This is a genomic window from Apibacter sp. wkB309 (assembly GCF_002964915.1).
In the GTDB taxonomy this organism is placed as follows: Bacteria; Bacteroidota; Bacteroidia; order Flavobacteriales; family Weeksellaceae; genus Apibacter.
In genome coordinates this window covers 26,749-46,541 of record NZ_PSZL01000004.1, presented here as the reverse complement: position 1 = coordinate 46,541, position 19,793 = coordinate 26,749, and the positions used below count along the sequence as shown (strand labels likewise).

The following is a 19,793-nucleotide window of genomic DNA, read 5'->3' as shown; positions in this document are numbered from 1 at the left end:
TTAAATAATATACACACTTTAAAAGTATAATGAATTTAGATAAATACAAAAACGAAGCGTTAAAAAAAGCTTCAGAACACAAAAAATATTTAGAAAAACTCAAAAATAAGAAGCCCAAAAAATTGGATCAAGAATTAATCGAAATTCATGATAAAGTTTTCTCACATATAGATTGCCTACAATGTGCTAATTGTTGCAAAACTACCGGACCCTTGTTTTTAGAAAAAGACATTGAAAGAATATCTAAATATTTACGAATGAAACCGATTGATTTTATAGATCAATATTTGTATAAAGATGAGGATAATGACTGGATATTTAAACAATTGCCTTGCCCGTTTTTAGACAATTCCAATTATTGTTCAATCTATGAAGTTCGTCCAAAAGCATGTAAAGAATATCCTCATACGGATCGTAAAAAATTCTATCAGATTAATAAATTAACGTTAAAAAATACAGTCATATGTCCGGCTGCTTATGAAGTAGTGGAGCTGTTGATGAAAACTATACGAATGTAGAATTACTTGTTTTTTTGTGAATCAATTATTTTTTTATTTTGTAACCATTCCACTATTTTAGCCCCCAGCCAAGAGAATGGAAAAAATATAAAAAACATACTTATTATATACCAGGTGGGATGTCCTTTAAATGTAAAAACAGAAATAATAGCAGTTAGTAAAAGTATAAATCCGATCAACATAGCATAAGCAGTTTTTGCTGTTTTTACTAATAAAGCGCAAACTATTCCACCTAATAGAGAACCAATCCCGGAAGAAATTAATAAGGCTATAAAGAATTCGCCTTTAGCAGTACGAACAATGGATCTCCAATATTCTATTGGAAGACCTTTATAATTATAAGGTATCCAATAAGAATTTATCATAACAGAAAGAGTAATTATTGTAATGGCTACTAAAAGCCCGGATATAACTGCAAGAGTATTTCTTATCATTTCGTTTTATAATTCTGTAGCAATAACTGAAATTTCAATTAAAACATTTTTGGGTAAGGCTGAGACTTGTACACATTCACGGGCCGGATATGCATCAGAAAAATAAGAAGCATATATTTCATTAATCGTGGCAAAATCAGATAAATTTTGAAGAAAGATGGTAGTTTTAACCAAATTATTCCAATTTAAATTAGCTTCACAAAGAATTGCTTCAATATTTTTCATAACCTGATGAGTTTGATCATCAATGGAAGCAGGAATTTCTCCGGTTTGCGGATTTACCGGTATTTGTCCCGAAACAAATAAAAAGTTGTTAACCTTAATCGCTTGAGAATAAGGCCCAATAGCTGCAGGAGCTTTTTCAGTATTAATTATTTTTTTAATCATGAATTAAATATACAAATTTTTTAAAAACTTGCATTGTCATTGAAATTTTTAGCCTCGTATTTTACCGCATCTTTTAATATGGCCGCTTTCACTCCTATGTAAAAACTCCATGTCTTGTTATAACTTGAAGAAATGGGAACCCAATTGAAATTAATATTAAAACTTCTCAAATCTCTCATAAATCCTAGTCGAGTGTATCCGAATTCTTTACTTTCCAAATCGTAATTAGTAGATGCAGTAATTTTCCAATACGGAGAAGGGGAAATTTCTCCCGAAAGATTAACCGTAGCAGAAACATTAGTATTTCTATTATATTCTTTCGTAGAAGCATAATTCAATCCTACGTCCAATTTCCAAGGCATATCGAAATGGGCGTAATTTTCATCATCAAAGTAATATTTTTCATATCTAACCGTTCCTTGCTTCTTATATTTAATTACTTTCTTTTCACCAAATAATGATTCATCCAAAGAAAAATTCAATCCCATAGTGTAACTGGCAATAGTAAAATATCCAAACTTATCAATAGCATGACCTACTGTTGATTCGGGAGTATCAAATACTATTTTATAAGGATTTACCCTCATGGCATAATTAACACGTAATTTAGAATTAAATAAAGAGGAAGAACCCGAAGCATTAATAGGACTCCATTTCAAAGAATCTGCAGCAAAATTATAAGATGTATTGATATTTAAAGATTCGAATATTTTTATCTTTTTAAAGCCGTTGGATTCTTTTTTATTTCTAACCTTCATTTCAAGATTGTTAGCAAGGGAAATATTTATGGCACTGTTTTCATAATTGGAAGGATTACCCATGACATTTCCTTCAAAATAAGAATATTTTACTTTTTTTCCATCTTTATCTGTGTACGTACCGTAATATCCCCAGGAATCTTTAGAGAAGTCAGGCATATATCCGTAACTAACCGTAGGAGATATCATATGACGGATTGCCTGAATCATACTTCCTTTTTTAAAGTTGGCGATACCATACAAAGTCGTTGTTAAATTAAGGGACCCGTCAAAAGTTCGGAAAGTTTTAAATCCATCTTTATTAAACGTTTCAACCTTATCCATAGAAGCATTATAGTCCCTTCTAATAGTCTTTGTAGTCCAGATTTCTCGATAATTACCATTGATACCTAATTGAAAATAATTAAAAAGTGTGGAAGTAGTACCAAAACTGGTGGAATTTTTCATTCCGTTATTAGAGTTTTTAAACATTTTTGACGTAAACATATCATCAGTAGTCGTATTCAATGAATTTTGAAGATTCATTTTATAATCCATATAGATATTGTGCCAAATGGTTTTCTTAGGTCCTGATTTAGGTTTAAAAGGATAAATTTGAGGCATAGTAACCGTTACATTAGGAAGTACCATGGTTACATCGCCGGTTGAAATATTTTGCGAAGCGGAGGTATTAAGTGAAATAGTTAAAGGATTATTATTAAATCTTTTAACCAAGGAAATTGATGATGAAGTCTGATTATTATTTACATTACCATGTAAAGCATTTTGATTATATATACTGTTGTTGTAGTAATTCTGACTCATAAAATTTACCGATGCGTTAAAAGATAAATTTGGATTGGCTTTGGCATCTTGTAAATGAGACCAGGTAATACGATAATTTTCAATTTCTGAATAATCATCCAGTCCTTTCGTACTGTTTATATTTTTTTCATAAATAAAATTTAAATTACCGGAATATTTGTAACGATTCAAATACCTTAATCGATTATCAATCATCCAGCTACCTTTTGTGTAAAATCCAAAACGGCTTTCTAAGTCCAAATATTCACCAATGGGAACATAAATTCCCCATCTTTCCAAATAAAATCCTTTATTTTGCCGTTCACCGAACGTTCCGATTAAAATTCCCGCCTGTCGATTGCTGCCCGTAGAAGGCAAATATAAAAAGGGTAAAATGAACGGAGTCGGTACTTGCTCAATATACATCGTGGTAGGTCCTGCAATGATGGTTTTTTGATTTTTACCGGTAATAACTTTCATTTTATTAGTCGATAATCCATAATCAGGAATAGAATCTTTTTTTGCTTTAAAATATTCATCCGTAGTCATAAATCCCCCCCTCATATAATATTCTTCATCATTCATTCTTTTGGCTTTCTTGGCAATAATTGCCATTTCATCTTCTTCCGTTCGAATATTAAAAGCCGTACCTTGTTTGGTATTCATATTAAATTGGGCTTCTGTATATTCATACTCTTTTCCTCCCTGAATAAATTTTATATTATCAATAATTCTTCCTAAACTGTCCACTTTTCCACGAGCTAAAATGTCTCCGGTATTCCAATCCATAACAATATAATCTGCCTTAATGGTCATATCCTGATAGCTGACCTGTGCATTATGGATCAGATAGGTTAATTTTTTTGAGAAAACATTACGAATTTCATCCCCTTTAGTGTCCACAATATTTTCAAGCTTTTCTTTATTGACTGATAAAGAATCAGTAGGGATTTTTATAGTGTCAGAAAGGGTTTTAACTCTTTTTTCCTGTGCTAAGAGAATGTTAAAAATTAGAAAAAATAAATAAAGTATATTATATTTGAAACTTGAATTGATCAAAGCATATAAATTCAGAAAAAATTTTGCTGTCAAAATTAATCAAAAAAAAGAATTAATGAGAGTTTTAACAATATTTAACTTAAAAAATATACTTCTAATAACTTTAATTTTTTTCACCGGCTCTTTATCTTCACAAAAAAAAGATTTTACCTTAGTTTTGGATGCCGGACATGGCGGACATGATAATGGTGCCAGAGGAGCCTATGCCAATGAAAAAGATGTAAATCTTTCATTGGTTTTAAAAGTTGGAGCCATGATTGAAAATAATAATAAAGATGTAGAAGTTATTTATACTCGAAAGACAGATGAATTTATTCCATTAATGACCCGCGCAGATATTGCCAATAAAGGAAAAGCCAACTTATTTATTTCCATACACTGTAATTCAAGCCCTAAAAGTGCCCCGTACGGTACGGAAACCTTTGTTCTGGGAGCTCATCGAAATAGAGATAATTTTGATGTTGCAAAAAGGGAAAATGAGGTTATTTATATGGAAAAAGATTATCAAACGACTTATGAAGGATTCAACCCCTCATCACCCGAATCGGTAATAGGCCTCACATTGATGCAAAACATATATTTAGAAAACAGTTTAAAAATGGCCAGCTATGTGGAAAATAATTTTAAAAAAGAAAATCGATTTTCCAGAGGGGTAAAACAAGCCGGTTTTTTGGTTTTAGTTCAAACAGCCATGCCTTCAGTATTAATTGAAACCGGATTTATCTCTAATCCTCAAGAAGGGCAATATTTAGCTTCAGAAGAAGGACAAAATATTATAGCTAAAGATATATACGAAGCTTTTTTAAGCTATAAAAAAGAATACGATAAAAAATCAGAGAAAAAAGCGGAGGAAGAAATTCAACAAGTTGTTGAAAACCCGGTGGACAGTAACTTATCACTAAAGGTACAATTCTTAGCATCATTCAATAGATACAGTCCTAATTCCTTGCAACTTAGAGGCATGAAAAATGTTGAAATTGTTAAATCAAACGGTAAGTATATATATTATGCAGGAAGTACCAATTTACGATCTGAAAGTGAAGCGACATTAAAAATTGCCAAAGAAGCCGGGTTTACAGATGCTTCTATAGTTGAATTTAATGAAAAAGAAGTGGTAACCGGTCTGTACTATACCATTGAATTATTTGTATCACCTAAAAAATACAGAGAAAGAGATGCTATTTTCAAGGGATTAAATAATGTAATAAGACAAAAAACGGATAACAATTTGTACATATATACCAGCGGGAAAGTGAGTAATTACGATTCAGCCAAAAAATTATTGGAAATCTATAAAAAAATAGGATTTTCAGATGCTATCATTTCGAAAACTTTATCGTAATTTGAATTAGTAAATTAATATAAGATATAAACTTTTTACTAAGGTTATAAATTTTTTTACTCATAAATTCATGAGTTTAAAAATATCCATTATATAAGATGTCTAAAGTTTCCCAATAGATCCTCTTTATTGAGCTTATTGATAACTATTTAAATTTATAACTTTGATCAAATTTCTTAAAAAACCAAACCGTTATTAAATTGTTCATTCAACCTATTTTTTAAATAAAGCTCGGTTCCGATTATCCATATTTTACCAATTGCAAAATCAAAAGATAGTATAAAGTATATGAATCAATTGTAAAAATATGCATACGTATATTGTATTTAAAACTAATAAAATTAAGGATCACTAAAACAGATAATTTATCATCATGGTAATGATCTTAATTTTATTTTTTTGGAATATAAAATTCAATCCCATAAAAAAATTACTTTTGTAATATGAAAGAAAATCCTATTTTATCTATAGTTGTTCCGGTTTTTAATTCAGGAATTTATTTGAAGGAAACTATTAAAAGTATTGAAGAGGTAAATTTTTCATGTCCTTATGAAGTAATATTAGTAAATGACGGATCAACAGATTCGGAGACTTTAAAAATATTGGAAGATTACAATGAAAAATATACAATTATAACTCAAGAAAATGGAGGAGTAGCCAGGGCAAGAAACAAGGGTATTGAAAATGCAAAAGGCCAATATATATTAGCTTTCGATTCGGACGATATAATGAATGGCAATTATTATGATCAAGCCCTACACAAGATGGTTCAAGATCCAACTATTGACATTCTCTATGGAGATTATATAATTTTCGGAAGTGAAAACAGGTACAATAAATCAGGAAAATATAATCGTTTACGCTTAATAAATAGCGGATGTTTTTTACCCAATTCAAGTATTTATAAAAAAAGGGTATGGGAGGATAATGGGGGCTATGATGTAACTTTGTCGTATGCAGAAGATTGGGATTTCTGGTCAAGAGCTGCAGTTAAAAATTATAGCTTTTATTATTTTAATCAACCCTTATACAAATATAGAAGAATTCATGATGGAAAATCATTAAGTCAAAGCAAAGCAACCAATTATAATGAAGCCATTAAAACTTTAAAAAGTAAAATTCCTGCTTCTGTATTTAATCAAGAAACCATAAGTGATTATGTTGTACAATCTGTAAGAGAAAATAGAAAATTAAAGATAAAACTCTTTTTACGCATATTTTTTCCAAAAATATTTAATTATCTAAAAAAGAAAAACCTATTTCCAAATGGGATAGTAGTAGAATAAAATGGCTTTTATTATTCATAATAAAAGCCATGAAAGAGAAATTTTGATCTAAATAGCATCAGTATGCACCGTTTTTACGGCTCTACCTGATGGATCAGGGTTATTTTTAAATGCTTCATCCCATTCTAAAGCTACGGCAGAACTACAGGCTACAGAAGGTACAGAAGGAACCGTTTGTGCTGCTGCTTGAGACGGGAAATGTTCTTCAAATATGCTTCTGAACCAATATTCTTCTTTTGACATCGGTGGATTTATTGGAAAGCGTTCGGAAGCTCTTTCCATTTGTTTATCAGAAACTTTTTTATTAGCCGTTTCTTTTAATGTATCAATCCAGGAGTAACCCACTCCGTCAGAGAATTGTTCTTTTTGTCTCCAAGCAACTTCTTCAGGTAAATAATCTTCAAATGCTTCTCTTAAAATATGCTTTTCAATTTTTCCGTTTCCGCACATTTTATCTTTAGGATTTAATGTCATAGCAATATCCATGAACTCTCTGTCCAAGAAAGGAACCCGCCCTTCTACGCCCCAAGCCATTAAGGATTTATTGGCACGAAGACAGTCGTAAAGGTGGAGTTTATCTAATTTTCTGACGGTTTCTTCATGAAATGCTTGAGCATCAGGTGCTTTGTGGAAATATAAATATCCGCCGAAAAGTTCATCGGATCCTTCTCCCGATAATACCATTTTTACTCCCATGGATTTTATATATCTGGCTAATAAATACATGGGGGTAGAAGCCCGAACCGTTGTAACATCGTAGGTTTCAATATGATAAATGACATCACTGATCGCATCTAAAGCTTCTTCAATGGTAAAATGAATTTCATGATGTACGGTGCCGATATGGTCTGCCACTTTTCTGGCTGCCAACAAATCCGGAGCACCTTTTAGTCCGACAGCAAAGGAATGCAGTTGAGGCCACCAAGCATCCGAATTATTGTTATCTTCCACTCGTTTACTAGCATATTTTTTTGCAATAGCTGAAATAATGGATGAGTCTAATCCACCGGATAGAAGAACACCGTAAGGAACATCAGACATCAACTGTCTGTGTACAGAATCTTCTAATCCTTTTCTTAATTTTTGAATGTCAGAAATATTGTCTTTAACAGAATCAAAATTCATCCAATCTCTATGATACCAAGTTTTTATTTCTCCGTCCGGACTGTATAAGTATTTTCCCGGTTCAAATTCTTTGATATCCGGACAAACTCCTTCCAACGATTTGAGTTCACTGGCTACATAAAATTGCCCTTTTTCATCATATCCCATATATAAAGGAATAATTCCCATATGATCCCTTCCAACTAAATAGGCATCTTTTTCTTGATCATATAAAACGAAGGCATAAATTCCTGTAATATCTTCAAATAATTTGACCCCTTTTTCTTTATATAAAGCTAAAATAACCTCACAGTCAGATAAAGTTTGGAAATCGTATTTTCCTTCAAATTTCTTTCTAATTTCTTTATGATTGTAAATTTCACCGTTTACGGCTAATATCAATTTTTTATCGCTGCTATATAAGGGTTGGCCACCGGAAGCAATGTCAACAATGGATAATCTTTCATGAGCAAGGATTGCATTTTTATCGCAATGGATTCCGGACCAATCCGGACCTCTATGACGAATTTTTTTTGCCATTTTTAAAGCCTGAGGCCTTAATGTTTCACCGGCTTCTTTTAAATCGAAAATTCCTACAAATCCACACATTTTTTTTGTTTATTAATTTTTGTAAAATTAAAGTAAATTAGCTTAAATGTAAATATAATTTGTAATTTTTATTTTTAAAATAAATTTATTTATTGGTTTTAATTTATTTTATAAACTTTTTGATGGTAAAACACAAAAATAAGTTTAGATTGAGAATGTGAAATGTTTGAAATAATAAACTGTAAAAATATTTTTCAGAAATAGATTCTTATTTTCATCACCTATTTCAAAATGATACGCTCTCCTTGTGTAGGAAATATATAATTGATAGAATATGGATTATGGATAACTAATTGTTCCTTAATTATTTGTTCATGATTTCCTTTAGGTTTGATATGGGTAACAATAATTGTTAGCTTTTTCATATTTTTTTTTCCTACTAATTGAGCTAATTTTTTCATTTCTTCATTTAGTAAGTTGGGCGTTAAATGACCAAACAATAATTCTTCAGGTTGAGAATTAGGAAAAGAAACTTCAATCAGAAAGGTTTTTAATTTTCCTGATTTAATTTTAGGAGCCATAAGGTTCCAGATCTTATTGAGATTATCGGATTTTTCAATTCTGTCTGCTCCGGTATCGCCAAAATATAAAACTGCTTGGGTATTATTTTCCATTAAAATGGCGGAACTTTTAAGTGGTTTTACATGACTTAATTCATAAACTGTTCCCGTTAAATGAGTATTAAGAATAGGAAATGCTTTTCCTATTTCTGTGTATATATATTGATATTTATTAAGAATTGGACTTTCGCCTTCATTGGCAAAATTGATCCAAGCAGCATTGGTAAAATATTTATTTTTTAAAACTTCTATGGTTTCCTTACTTGCATAAATTGGCTTGGAGGAATCTTCGGGAGAGTTAATCAACATTCCTGATAAATGGTCTAAATGGCCATGAGATATAAAATATCCTTTGATGTTATCTTTTAATACATTTTCAATTGTAGTATTGGTAAAGGTTCCTTTTTCAATTGCTTTATTAATACCACTATAAATAGTTCCGGCATCCAAAGCTAAATAATTGGTTGTTTTTTCTTCAGCAATTAGATAAGAAGAAAGATTACTTTCGTTACTTCCTCCGTAAACTCCTAATGGAACGATCTCTAAATTTTGAGCCGAGGTAATTATAGTTACTGCAAAACATATTTTTAGAAAATATTTTTTCATGAACCTATTTTTAAATCAAATTATAACTGATATATTTTTACATAAGTCTCTTGCATCTTTCCATTAATGTTAATATCAACGTATGCTAAGAAAATGAAATTCAGTAATTGCTTAAATTAAAGTAAAAAAATATAACGGATCATTTATAGTAGGAAATTAACTAATATAACTTTAAAAAATTGGTAAATCTTCGTAAAGCAATAGCTCTGTGACTTATCATATTTTTTTCTTTAGGTGAAAATTCTGCGAAACTTTTCAAATATCCGTCAGGAATGAATATTGGATCATATCCGAAACCTCCATCCCCCTTGATTTCAGTGGTAATAGTTCCAAAAATTTTACCTTCAAAATATTTAACTTCTTCATTATTTACCCAACAGATTACGCTTATAAAATAAGCTTTTCTATTGGTACTATTTTGCATACTTTTTAGCACTTTAGAAATATTATCATCAAAAGATCCGGTGCCTGCATAACGCGCAGAATAGATTCCGGGTTCTCCATTTAATGCTTCAACTACTAATCCGCTGTCATCAGCAAAACAAGGTATATGAGTTAAATCATATCCGAATTTAGCTTTAATAAAAGCATTTTCACGGAAAGTGGTACCTGTTTCTTCAATTTCGCCTTCAAAATTATAATCAGCAAAGGTTTTAAGTTGAAAATTTTCGGGTAAAATTTCAATTATTTCAGCTTTTTTATGTTCGTTTTGTGTAGCTAATAGGATTTCCATGATTGATTTTTTGTTAATTTCATATAAATGCATCCAAATATAGCTATTATAATAATACCAACAATGAACAGAGTAAAATTACTAAAACCTAATTCGGGTGATTCCAATGATTTATATCGCATAAAAAATATAAAACCTATCGTATTATTAATGCAATGAAGTAGTGTGCAAGTAAGCAGTGAACCTGTTTTATAGAAAGTTATTCCCAAGACAATTCCGGCTAAAATTCCACCAACTACCTGCCAAGGAAATATATGGATTCCTCCAAAAATTAAGGCGGATATTAAAATAGCCTTTTGCGGTTTAATTTGATTATTGAGCATTCCCTTTAAAATAAATCCCCTAAAAAATAATTCTTCAAAAATTGGAGCAACAATACATACCGATATAAAGGTAATTATGGGATAATTACCGGCATTACCCAATAAGGCATACGACATGGTTCTATACATTTTTTCGAATAATCCGCCTTGAGTAGGTATTAATCCGGTTAAAAATTCTGAAACTAAATATTGTCCAAAAAATAACAAAAGGGCAATAGGGAAGAGTTTACTATTCTTAAGTGAGTAACTGATTATAAAACGTTCTTTTCTGGGTTTCAATCCCACCAAATAATAGACTAAAAAGACGATAAAATAATTTCCAATGGTTAGAATCGGGGTAAAAACGTAGGGATTGGTATGTAGTTTTTTAGCTAGAATTGAAAATAGAGGACTTAGTACCAAAGCTCCCAAAAAAAATAAGATAAGAGCTAAAACTATGTCATACCATTTTAATTTAAGATAATTATTCATTGTGATAAGGTTTACCTTGTAAAATACTAAAGCCGCGATATAATTGTTCAACGAAAAACAAACGCACCATCTGATGCGTAAATGTCATTTTGGATAAAGCTAGTTTTTGAGGATTTAGATTATAAATTTTGTCAGAAAATCCATAAGCTCCTCCGATACAAAAAACTAAATGTTTAACAGAATTATTCATTTGCTTTTCCAGATATGATGAAAATTCAGTCGAAGTAAACTCTTTGCCTTTTTCATCTAAAATTATGAGTGTATCTCCCGAATCCAAAAAAGAAAGAATGGACTCTGCTTCCGCATTTTTTAATTCATTTTCTGATAGATTTTTGGAATTTTTTACATCCGGCAATTCTTTACGTTCAAATTTTATGAAAGCGGGTAAGCGTTTTTCTAAATTTTCCATTAGAAATACTAATTCTTTAGAATTGGTTTTGCCAATCGATAATAATGTAATTTTCATGCCACATTAATAACTACAAAAATAGAAGATTATTTATAAATAAAGTCTTCTTTTTGTTAAGCCTGTATTTAATAAAAAAATTTAGTAATAATATACTTACCCATTTCTAAATAATATAAGTTCTAAACATTTAAAATTAAATTTAGTTTATGAATACTCTTTTGTAATATATTTTTCTTGATTGAGATAATAACTTTCATTTTTAAATAGATTGCGTCCTTAATTTAGAATTAGAAGAGTATGCCAGTATTTTCCCCGTTTAGAGAATTTAGATATAAATACCAATTGTATTGGTAAATAGTTTTATAGAAGGTTCTTATATCAGTTTTATTAAAAAGTATTATTCTTTAAAGATTTCTATATAACGTATTGAGTATTATTTTTTAATTACAAACTTATCCCATTCATTTTATAATAATTTTGAGAACTATACTCTCCTTATCATATAGTTTTTTATCTTTGTTAACATAATTAACATATAAACATTATAAAGATGAAAATTAATATTGTTGCGGGTATTCTTGCTGCCTCAATAATTTTGGGGTCTTGTGAATCAAAACATTCAGAGCAAACCGAAAAAATTAGTGAAGAAGATTTTAATTATAAAGTCGATCGTTTTGCCGATATTGAAGTTTTAAGATATCGAATACCTGAATGGGATAAGTTGTCTTTAAATGAAAAAAAATTGGTCTATTATCTTTCTCAAGCCGGATTAGCTGGTAGAGATATCCTTTGGGACCAAAACTATAAATATAATTTGAAAATAAGAAAAGCATTAGAATCCATCTATCAAAATTATAAAGGAGATAAAACCTCAAAAGATTGGAACAATTTTGAAGTATATTTAAAAAGGGTATGGTTTTCAAATGGGATTCATCATCATTATTCTAACGATAAAATTATGCCTGAATTTACCCAAGCATATTTTGAGGAGTTATTGAAAGAAACTCAAACTTCATTGGATTCGCAGATCGTTTCCATTTTATTCAATGAAAAAGATTCTAAAAAAGTAAATCTTGATGAATCCAAAGGGTTGATTTCAGGATCTGCAGTAAATTTTTATGGAGAAGGAATTACCGAAAAAGAAGTGGAGAAATATTATTCAGCTAAAAAAAGTCCGGATGCTTCTCGTCCCTTATCTTTTGGTTTAAACTCTCAATTAGTTAAAGACAGCAAAGGTTCTTTAGAAGAAAAGATTTGGAAAAGCGGGGGAATGTACGGTTCAGCTATTGACCAAATAATCTATTGGTTGGATAAGGCTGTTACCGTAGCTGAAAATAAAGAACAGGGAGATGCATTAAAACTTTTAATTGAATATTACAAAACAGGAGATTTAAAAACTTGGGATGATTATAATATCGCATGGCTTAAAGCAACTAAAGGAAATATAGATTATATAAACGGATTTGTAGAGGTGTATAATGATCCCCTTGGTCATAAAGGATCTTATGAAAATATCGTTCAAATCAAGGATTTTGACATGTCGGCAAAAATGGAAGTTATATCCAAAAATGCGCAATGGTTTGAAGATCATTCTCCTTTAATGCCGGAACATAAAAAGAAAAATGTAGTAGGGATATCGTATAAAACAGTTAATGTAGCATCAGAAGCGGGGGATTCTTCACCCAGTACTCCAATTGGAGTAAATTTACCTAATGCGGATTGGATCCGTGCGGAATATGGCTCAAAGTCGGTTTCTTTAGGTAATATTATAGACGCTTATAATTTAGCCGGAGGAAGTGAAAAATTAAAAGAATTTGCATACAGCCAAGAAGAAATAGAATTATCAGAAAAATACGGAGAATTAGCAGATAAACTGCATACAGCTTTACATGAAGTTGTGGGTCATGCTTCTGGACAAATTAATCAAGGAGTCGGAACCCCTAAGGAAACTTTAAAAAGCTATGCATCTACAATGGAAGAGGGAAGAGCAGATTTAGTAGGGTTGTATTATTTATATGATCCGGAATTACAAAAGCTTGGATTAGTAGATGACTGGAAGAAAGTAGGAATGACAGCTTATAATGATTATATACGAAACGGATTAATGACTCAATTAGTTAGAATTGAACCGGGAAGAGATATAGAAGAAGCACATATGAGAAATCGTCAATGGGTAAGTGCGTGGGCATATGAAAAAGGTAAAAAAGATAATGTAATTGAAAAAGTGGTTAAAGACGGTAAAACCTATTTTAAAATTAATGATTACGAAAAGCTTCATAATTTATTTGGAGAATTACTGAAAGAAACTCAAAGAATTAAATCTGAAGGAGATTATAATGCTGCAAAAAATTTAGTGGAAACGTATGGAGTAAAAGTGGATAAAGAATTACATGCAGAAGTTTTAAAAAGAAACTCTAAATTTAATACCGCTGCTTATAAAGGTTTCATCAATCCTATTTTAGTTCCTAAAACCAATGAACAAGGAGAAATAACTGACATTGAAGTTACTTATCCGGAATCATTTGCAGTAGAAATGTTGTTCTACTCTAAAAATTATGGATTCCTTCCTCTTGAAAATTAAAAATTAAAATACTTACAATACAAAACGACTCTACTTACCGACCGGAAGTAAAGTCGTTTTATTTTTTGGTATGCTTTATTTTATACACTTATATATTAAATAGAAATCCTATTTAATTTTCAGACAAATTATTTATAAAGTTTTCCTTTTGATTAGTATACTATTTGGATTAGAGATAAAATATTTTTAAAATAATTTATCCTAAAATAAAATTCATTCTTAGATTTGCTAAATATATCTCATTCAGTTTTTTTATATAAATTACCGAAATGGAAATCTTGTTACTATTCTAAAAAAGGTGCATTTAGTTTTTCGAAAGAAATAGGGGGAAAGTATACCCATGAATCAATTTATGAAATTAACCCATATGCCTATATTCATATTATTTATGGAGATTTTATTCTCAAAGAAAAAACTACTGCTTATTCGCAAAATTTTTGGAGAGAAATGTTGATTTCCGCCAGAAAATGGGCAAAATTAGTAAATGAGAACGGCGGAGATGTAACTGTTATTCATTTGCGGACATTGGAATAAATGGAAATACGCATTTTATTATGTCAGACCTTAATAATATTGAAATTGCGGATCATATACAAAAGTGGTTAAAAAAAAAAAAATTGAATTAATGCTTTATTATAGTAATTAGTAAATAGGGTAGATATCCATGCAAACAACTCTTATAATAATTAAATTCTAAACAAAAATAAGATCATTAGAAATCTATATTAAGAGTCTTCATAGTTAAATACTAATAAATAAAAAAAGGGATTAATAGAAATTAATATGAAAATGAAGTTTAAATTTTAGCGATCCGGACGGGACTCGAACCCGCGACCACCTGCGTGACAGGCAGGTATTCTAACCAACTGAACTACCGGATCAGGGTAGATTGCATGGTGTGCAATAAAAAAATAAAGAAATTTATGTTTCTTAGCGATCCGGACGGGACTCGAACCCGCGACCACCTGCGTGACAGGCAGGTATTCTAACCAACTGAACTACCGGATCTTTTCTGAAGACTTATTTTTAATAATTTCAGTGGTGCAAAGATAAACTCATTTTTCAATTTCACAAACTTTTTTGATTGAAAAATTCATATTTTTTGCTACAAATAACGATTTTTAAAGTAATTAATCTCATTTAATACTATTAAATCTATGAATTTCAATAAAATAATAAATGAAATAAACACTGTTTTTTTTTAATTTTATTATTTATCGATTAATAGGTACTGAATCAATCATCTAATGTATCTAAATTAATTACGTATTGTTTAATTGTGATTGATACTATTTTAGGTTTAACTTGTCGCAAACAAACTTAATTGTAGATAACAAGTATTATTTAGAAATAAAAACCATTAAATCAACTTCTGTCCAAGTTTTACCTTCATGCAGATCATAACAAGCTCTATGCAAGCTGGTATATGCTCTTTCAGAATTAAAATCTTTTAATACGTCGATTGAACCTTGAATCATCATCATTTTTTTGTCAAGTTTATATGAAAATTCTTTGGTTATTGTTTTTCCATTTAAAGTTAAGGAGATCTTCACCTTATTGTTTTCAAATTTCCCAAATGATCCATAAATTTCAGGAGAGGATAATCTCTTAAAAAAAAATAAAGTTAAGTTTCCATCTCTGGATGTGTCACCGGTAGAAACCGTTGTTCCATCAATATAAAATTTTGCTCCTTCCAATGATTCATCCAAAGGTTTATCTTCTTTGGTGTTGGTTAAAGAAATATTTTTAAAACTACCACTTACAGGTACTTTTTTGGGAGTTTTATAAGCCGTCCATACTAATTCTTTTTTGAAACCGGATTCTTTTCCTTGAGGTTTAATTTGTTGTGTTGTAGTTTCAACGCTTTTTACGTCAGGAGTCGAGGTAGATTTATTACTCTTATTATCTCCGCAAGAAAACAAAATAAGTGTAACGGATAAAATTAAACTAATATATTTATTATATAACATCTTAAAAGTTTTATTAGTAAAAAATTATTCAATAAATAAAATAATTAGTTACCTTTTTTTATAACAGTTTTCGTAGGATGCAATGAATCTTGGGTAAGATTTTTTTTCATTAAGGAATCTTTTGTAGATTCACTTTTTAAAGAATCAATAACTATAGAAGATTTTTTTAGAGTATCATTTGTTTGAGAATGTGAATTTACATTTTGTTCAATATTGGCAGGAATAATATTTTTATTACCGCTTGAATATTTATCACATGAAATCAATCCACAAGTAAGGATTGCTATAACATAAAAATTTTTTTTCATAAACATTTAATTTTATCAAATATAAAAAAAATAGCAATTACGGTCTCTTTTATTTATAAAAATAAAGAGTAATATTCTGCGATATAATTTATAAACAATACGTGTAAAAACACTTTAAAAAAATATGTTTCTTTTTTACGTAAACTATATGATTGATTTTATAAAATAAAAATTTGAACTTTTAAATGATTACTTTTGTAAATAAAATAGTTAAATGAAAAAAATATATGTAGTACTATTCAGCCTTGCCTTACTAGTTTCCTGTAAAGAAAAAAATACTGGTAAAGAGCAGAGTTCAAAACAAACTCATGAAACTACTGTAGATCATTCGGAAATTGAAGTAAGTAATCAAGAAACTAAAATAATCAAGTCCGATTTTTCAAAAATTCAAAGTTTATTAAATACGAAGAGTGATACTATATATATTACCAATTACTGGGCAACGTGGTGTCCTCCTTGTGTTAAAGAAATACCTGATTTTGTGTCTCTTCAAGAGAAATACGCCCATGAAAAAGTAAAATTTATCTTTGTAAGCATCGATCAAATAGATACCCAAAGTACATTACAATCATTTGTGCAAAAAAATAAAATGAAAAACGTATACAATATATCCTCAAAAGAAATGAGAGACCATATTGGAACGATTAGTCCTGATTTAGAAGGGGGTATACCGGTAACAGTTATACAAAAAGGAAATAAAAAAGAGGGATTTTTAGGAAATCTTTCCAAAGAATTCATTTTAAGTAAAATTGAAGAATATTCAAAATAATCATAAGAATAAAAGAAAATATCTATGCCGTTAATTAAAAGTATATCAGGAATTCGAGGAACAATAGGGGGTAAAATAGGAGAAAATCTTACACCGATTGATACCGTAAAATTTGCTTCGGCTTATGGAACTTGGTTAAAAAGAAAAGTAAATAAAGAAAAAATTAAAGTAGTACTAGGGAGAGATGCACGGATCTCCGGTCAAATGATCTCCGAATTAGTTTCATCCACTTTACAGGGAGTAGGAATAGATGTTGTTGATTTAGGACTTTCGACAACTCCAACGGTGGAAATTATGGTTCCATATTTACAAGCAGACGGAGGAATTATTTTAACGGCAAGTCATAATCCTAAACAATGGAATGCGTTAAAACTACTGAATGCTAAAGGTGAATTCATATCCGATAAAGAAGGTAAAGAATTATTAAACATAGCTGATGCTGAAGATTTTGATTTTGTTGAAGTGGATTATTTAGGATCGTATATAAAAGAAGACAAAGCAATAGAGCATCATATAAACAAAATATTGGAACTGCCTTTAGTGAACGTTGACTTTATAAAAAAAGCAGGCTTTAAAGTGGTGGTTGATGCAGTAAATTCTACAGGAGGTATATCGGTTCTTCCCTTATTAGAAAAATTAGGAGTTGAAGTAGTCGAAATGTATTGTACACCCAACGGCCATTTTCCACATAATCCCGAACCGTTGGAAGTTAATTTAGGCGAAATAATGAAAAGAGTTCCTAAAGAACAAGCGGATTTTGGAATAGTTGTGGATCCGGATGTAGATCGCTTAGCATTTATATGCGAAGATGGAACCATGTTTGGTGAAGAATATACATTAGTTGCTGTTGCAGATTACGTTTTAAGTAAAACTCCTTCAGCTACGGTTTCTAATTTATCATCTTCACGGGCATTACGAGATATTTCAGAAAAATACAAGCAAGAATATCATGCTTCGGCAGTTGGAGAAGTTAATGTAGTAACAAAGATGAAGGATATCAACGCGCGTATCGGAGGGGAAGGTAATGGAGGTATTATATATCCTGAATTACACTATGGTCGTGATTCATTAGTTGGAATTGCCCTTTTTCTATCCTATCTTGCTGAAAGAAAGATTACTATTAAGCAACTGAGGAATACTTATCCTTCCTATTTTATGGGAAAGAAAAAAATTGATTTAAGTCCTGAAATTAATACAGATGTTATTTTACAAAAATTAACCGAAAAATATAAAAATGAAGATATAAAAACCTATGATGGATTGAAGATCGATTTTTCCGATAATTGGGTACACTTAAGAAAATCAAATACAGAACCTATCATCCGTATATATACTGAAGCTCCTACGCAACAAGAAGCCGATCAATTGGCAGATAGGTTTATAGAAGAAATAAAGCAGGTATCTAACTAAAATAATGATTATACAGGTGATTAAAAATTATACTTGAAATCAATTTTTAAATAAAATAGACTAAATAGACTGTTTAATTTATTCTGATTTATATAATTTTTTTAATCTTTTAAAATCATTTAATCTGCTTTATTTAATTATAGTAAAATATTTTTGATTCATAAAAATTAAATTTGATTGAAATGAAAGTTAGCTATCTTAATAAAAATTAGACAAACAAAGGTTCTATGAAAAAAATTTTTTTATTTTCGTTTACCATATTTTTATACTTTTTAGCTAACTTTTATACTTTTTATCATATATATTCCTTACTACCTGAACAATCAATTTTTGTAAAAAGCATTTTTTTCTTACTGGTATTTTTTCTTCCCTCATCTTTTATATTATTTTTACTTTTCTCAAAAAAATTATCATTAACATTCGCAACGATTTTATATAAAATTTCTACTAGTTGGCCGGTTGTTCTTTTATACTCCTTTTTACTTTTTCTTATTTATGATGGATTACTTTTATTAAATAAGTTTGGTGAATTTATACCTGAAAATTTCTTTAATTACAACTACGGTATTATCTTGATTTTATGCTTAGTGGTTTGTATAGGTTTCTATGGATATAGAAATTATTTTAATAAAAGGAGAATTTATTTAAAATTAACAACCGATAAAAAGTTAATTAAACCTTTAAAAATTGTAATGATCAGCGACCTTCATTTGGGTTATGCCATTCAGGGAAATGAACTGAAAAGCTGGATTAATAAAATTAATAAAGAAAAACCTGACTTAGTTCTTATAGTAGGAGATATCATTGACACTAATGTTAAGCCTTTACAGCATTTTTTATTAGAAAAGCACTTTAAAAATATAAAATCCCGTTTAGGTATTTACAGTTGCTTAGGAAATCATGAATATATAAGTGGAATTACTGAAAGTATAGATTTTATTAAAAATGCCGGTATTCATTTACTTAGAGACTCTTCAATTTTAATTGAAAATAGTTTTTATATTGTGGGAAGAGATGATCGTACCAATAGTTCTAGAAAGCCTCTTAATGAATTAATTAAAGATCTTGATTCCTCTAAACCTATAATTGTTTTAGATCATCAGCCCTATCATCTGGAAGAATCCGAGCTTAATCAAGTAGACGTACAATTTTCAGGACATACCCATCAAGGACAAGTTTGGCCGATTTCTTTAATTACTAAATCCATATTCGAAAAATCTCATGGATATTTAAAAAAAGGTAAAACTCATATCTATGTAAGTTCCGGAATCGGAATTTGGGGTGGAAGATTCAGAATAGGAACCAATTCTGAATATGTAGTCGTAGATTTTTTACAAGATTCAACCAAATATTAATTTTAAATTTAAATGTTA

The 19,793-nt window shown here is 29.8% G+C and carries 18 protein-coding genes and 2 tRNA genes; 8 read left to right on the top strand and 12 right to left on the bottom strand.

All coding sequences use genetic code 11. From position 1 onward, the window contains the following. Positions 1-29: 29 nt before the first annotated feature. The gene (locus C4S75_RS03975) at positions 30-518 is read left to right on the top strand and encodes a YkgJ family cysteine cluster protein (RefSeq protein ID WP_105297029.1); all 489 of its coding nucleotides are present in this window, start codon (positions 30-32) and stop codon (positions 516-518) included. A 2-nt stretch (positions 519-520) separates the two neighbouring features. On the opposite strand, the gene C4S75_RS03970 is transcribed toward C4S75_RS03975, so the two are convergent. The 3 genes from C4S75_RS03970 to C4S75_RS03960 are packed head-to-tail and all read right to left on the bottom strand — an operon-like array spanning position 521 to position 3,972. Next, positions 521-952, bottom strand: coding sequence for a hypothetical protein (locus C4S75_RS03970; RefSeq protein WP_105297028.1), 432 nt, complete (start codon positions 950-952; stop codon positions 521-523). 6 nt (positions 953-958) lie between these two features. Beyond that, positions 959-1,336 (bottom strand): RidA family protein, encoded by a 378-nt coding sequence (locus C4S75_RS03965; protein ID WP_221404051.1) that lies wholly within the window; start codon positions 1,334-1,336, stop codon positions 959-961. Positions 1,337-1,359: 23 nt separating this feature from the next. Next, positions 1,360-3,972 (bottom strand): putative LPS assembly protein LptD, encoded by a 2,613-nt coding sequence (locus C4S75_RS03960; RefSeq protein WP_105297026.1) that lies wholly within the window; start codon positions 3,970-3,972, stop codon positions 1,360-1,362. A gap of 22 nt (positions 3,973-3,994) precedes the next feature. Between C4S75_RS03960 and C4S75_RS03955 the strand changes: the two genes are divergently transcribed. Continuing rightward, entirely contained in the window at positions 3,995-5,281 is a 1,287-nt protein-coding gene (locus C4S75_RS03955; protein WP_146105557.1) for an N-acetylmuramoyl-L-alanine amidase, read from the top strand. 443 nt (positions 5,282-5,724) lie between these two features. Further along, complete coding sequence (locus C4S75_RS03950) at positions 5,725-6,567, top strand: glycosyltransferase (RefSeq protein ID WP_105297024.1); 843 nt, start codon at positions 5,725-5,727, stop codon at positions 6,565-6,567. A gap of 48 nt (positions 6,568-6,615) precedes the next feature. Here C4S75_RS03950 and asnB read toward each other — a convergent pair whose 3' ends face one another. The 5 genes from asnB to rlmH form a co-directional block, all read right to left on the bottom strand. Further along, positions 6,616-8,280, bottom strand: coding sequence for an asparagine synthase B (asnB, locus tag C4S75_RS03945; RefSeq protein WP_105297023.1), 1,665 nt, complete (start codon positions 8,278-8,280; stop codon positions 6,616-6,618). A 221-nt stretch (positions 8,281-8,501) separates the two neighbouring features. Further along, the gene (locus tag C4S75_RS03940) at positions 8,502-9,446 is read right to left on the bottom strand and encodes an MBL fold metallo-hydrolase (protein ID WP_105297022.1); all 945 of its coding nucleotides are present in this window, start codon (positions 9,444-9,446) and stop codon (positions 8,502-8,504) included. A gap of 160 nt (positions 9,447-9,606) precedes the next feature. Continuing rightward, entirely contained in the window at positions 9,607-10,179 is a 573-nt protein-coding gene (gene rdgB / locus C4S75_RS03935; RefSeq protein WP_105297087.1) for an RdgB/HAM1 family non-canonical purine NTP pyrophosphatase, read from the bottom strand. Next, positions 10,164-10,973, bottom strand: a complete 810-nt coding sequence (locus C4S75_RS03930; protein WP_105297021.1) for a CPBP family intramembrane glutamic endopeptidase — start codon at positions 10,971-10,973, stop codon at positions 10,164-10,166. The genes rdgB and C4S75_RS03930 overlap by 16 nt, the downstream gene beginning before the upstream one ends. Continuing rightward, positions 10,966-11,439: a 23S rRNA (pseudouridine(1915)-N(3))-methyltransferase RlmH gene (rlmH, locus tag C4S75_RS03925; protein ID WP_105297020.1), complete on the bottom strand. Its 474-nt coding sequence runs from the start codon at positions 11,437-11,439 to the stop codon at positions 10,966-10,968. The genes C4S75_RS03930 and rlmH overlap by 8 nt, the downstream gene beginning before the upstream one ends. 493 nt (positions 11,440-11,932) lie before the next feature. Between rlmH and C4S75_RS03920 the strand changes: the two genes are divergently transcribed. Continuing rightward, positions 11,933-13,963, top strand: a complete 2,031-nt coding sequence (locus tag C4S75_RS03920) for a dihydrofolate reductase (RefSeq protein WP_105297019.1) — start codon at positions 11,933-11,935, stop codon at positions 13,961-13,963. A gap of 225 nt (positions 13,964-14,188) precedes the next feature. Continuing rightward, complete coding sequence (locus tag C4S75_RS03915; protein ID WP_105297018.1) at positions 14,189-14,497, top strand: hypothetical protein; 309 nt, start codon at positions 14,189-14,191, stop codon at positions 14,495-14,497. Positions 14,498-14,770: 273 nt separating this feature from the next. Here the strand turns inward: C4S75_RS03915 and C4S75_RS03910 are convergent. From C4S75_RS03910 to C4S75_RS03895, 4 genes are all read right to left on the bottom strand, one after another. After that, positions 14,771-14,844 (bottom strand) — tRNA-Asp (locus tag C4S75_RS03910). A gap of 53 nt (positions 14,845-14,897) precedes the next feature. Further along, positions 14,898-14,971 (bottom strand) — tRNA-Asp (locus C4S75_RS03905). Between the two features lie 332 nt (positions 14,972-15,303). Beyond that, the gene (locus C4S75_RS03900) at positions 15,304-15,933 is read right to left on the bottom strand and encodes a YceI family protein (RefSeq protein ID WP_105297017.1); all 630 of its coding nucleotides are present in this window, start codon (positions 15,931-15,933) and stop codon (positions 15,304-15,306) included. Positions 15,934-15,977: 44 nt separating this feature from the next. After that, positions 15,978-16,241, bottom strand: a complete 264-nt coding sequence (locus tag C4S75_RS03895; protein ID WP_105297016.1) for a hypothetical protein — start codon at positions 16,239-16,241, stop codon at positions 15,978-15,980. Positions 16,242-16,455: 214 nt separating this feature from the next. Between C4S75_RS03895 and C4S75_RS03890 the strand changes: the two genes are divergently transcribed. The 3 genes from C4S75_RS03890 (at position 16,456) to C4S75_RS03880 (ending at position 19,775) form a co-directional block, all read left to right on the top strand. Then, positions 16,456-17,010 (top strand): TlpA disulfide reductase family protein, encoded by a 555-nt coding sequence (locus C4S75_RS03890; protein ID WP_105297015.1) that lies wholly within the window; start codon positions 16,456-16,458, stop codon positions 17,008-17,010. A gap of 24 nt (positions 17,011-17,034) precedes the next feature. Further along, a complete protein-coding gene (gene glmM / locus C4S75_RS03885) occupies positions 17,035-18,420 on the top strand; it encodes a phosphoglucosamine mutase (RefSeq protein ID WP_105297014.1) in 1,386 nt (461 codons plus the stop codon). A 227-nt stretch (positions 18,421-18,647) separates the two neighbouring features. Then, entirely contained in the window at positions 18,648-19,775 is a 1,128-nt protein-coding gene (locus tag C4S75_RS03880; protein WP_105297013.1) for a metallophosphoesterase, read from the top strand. Positions 19,776-19,793 lie beyond the last annotated feature (18 nt).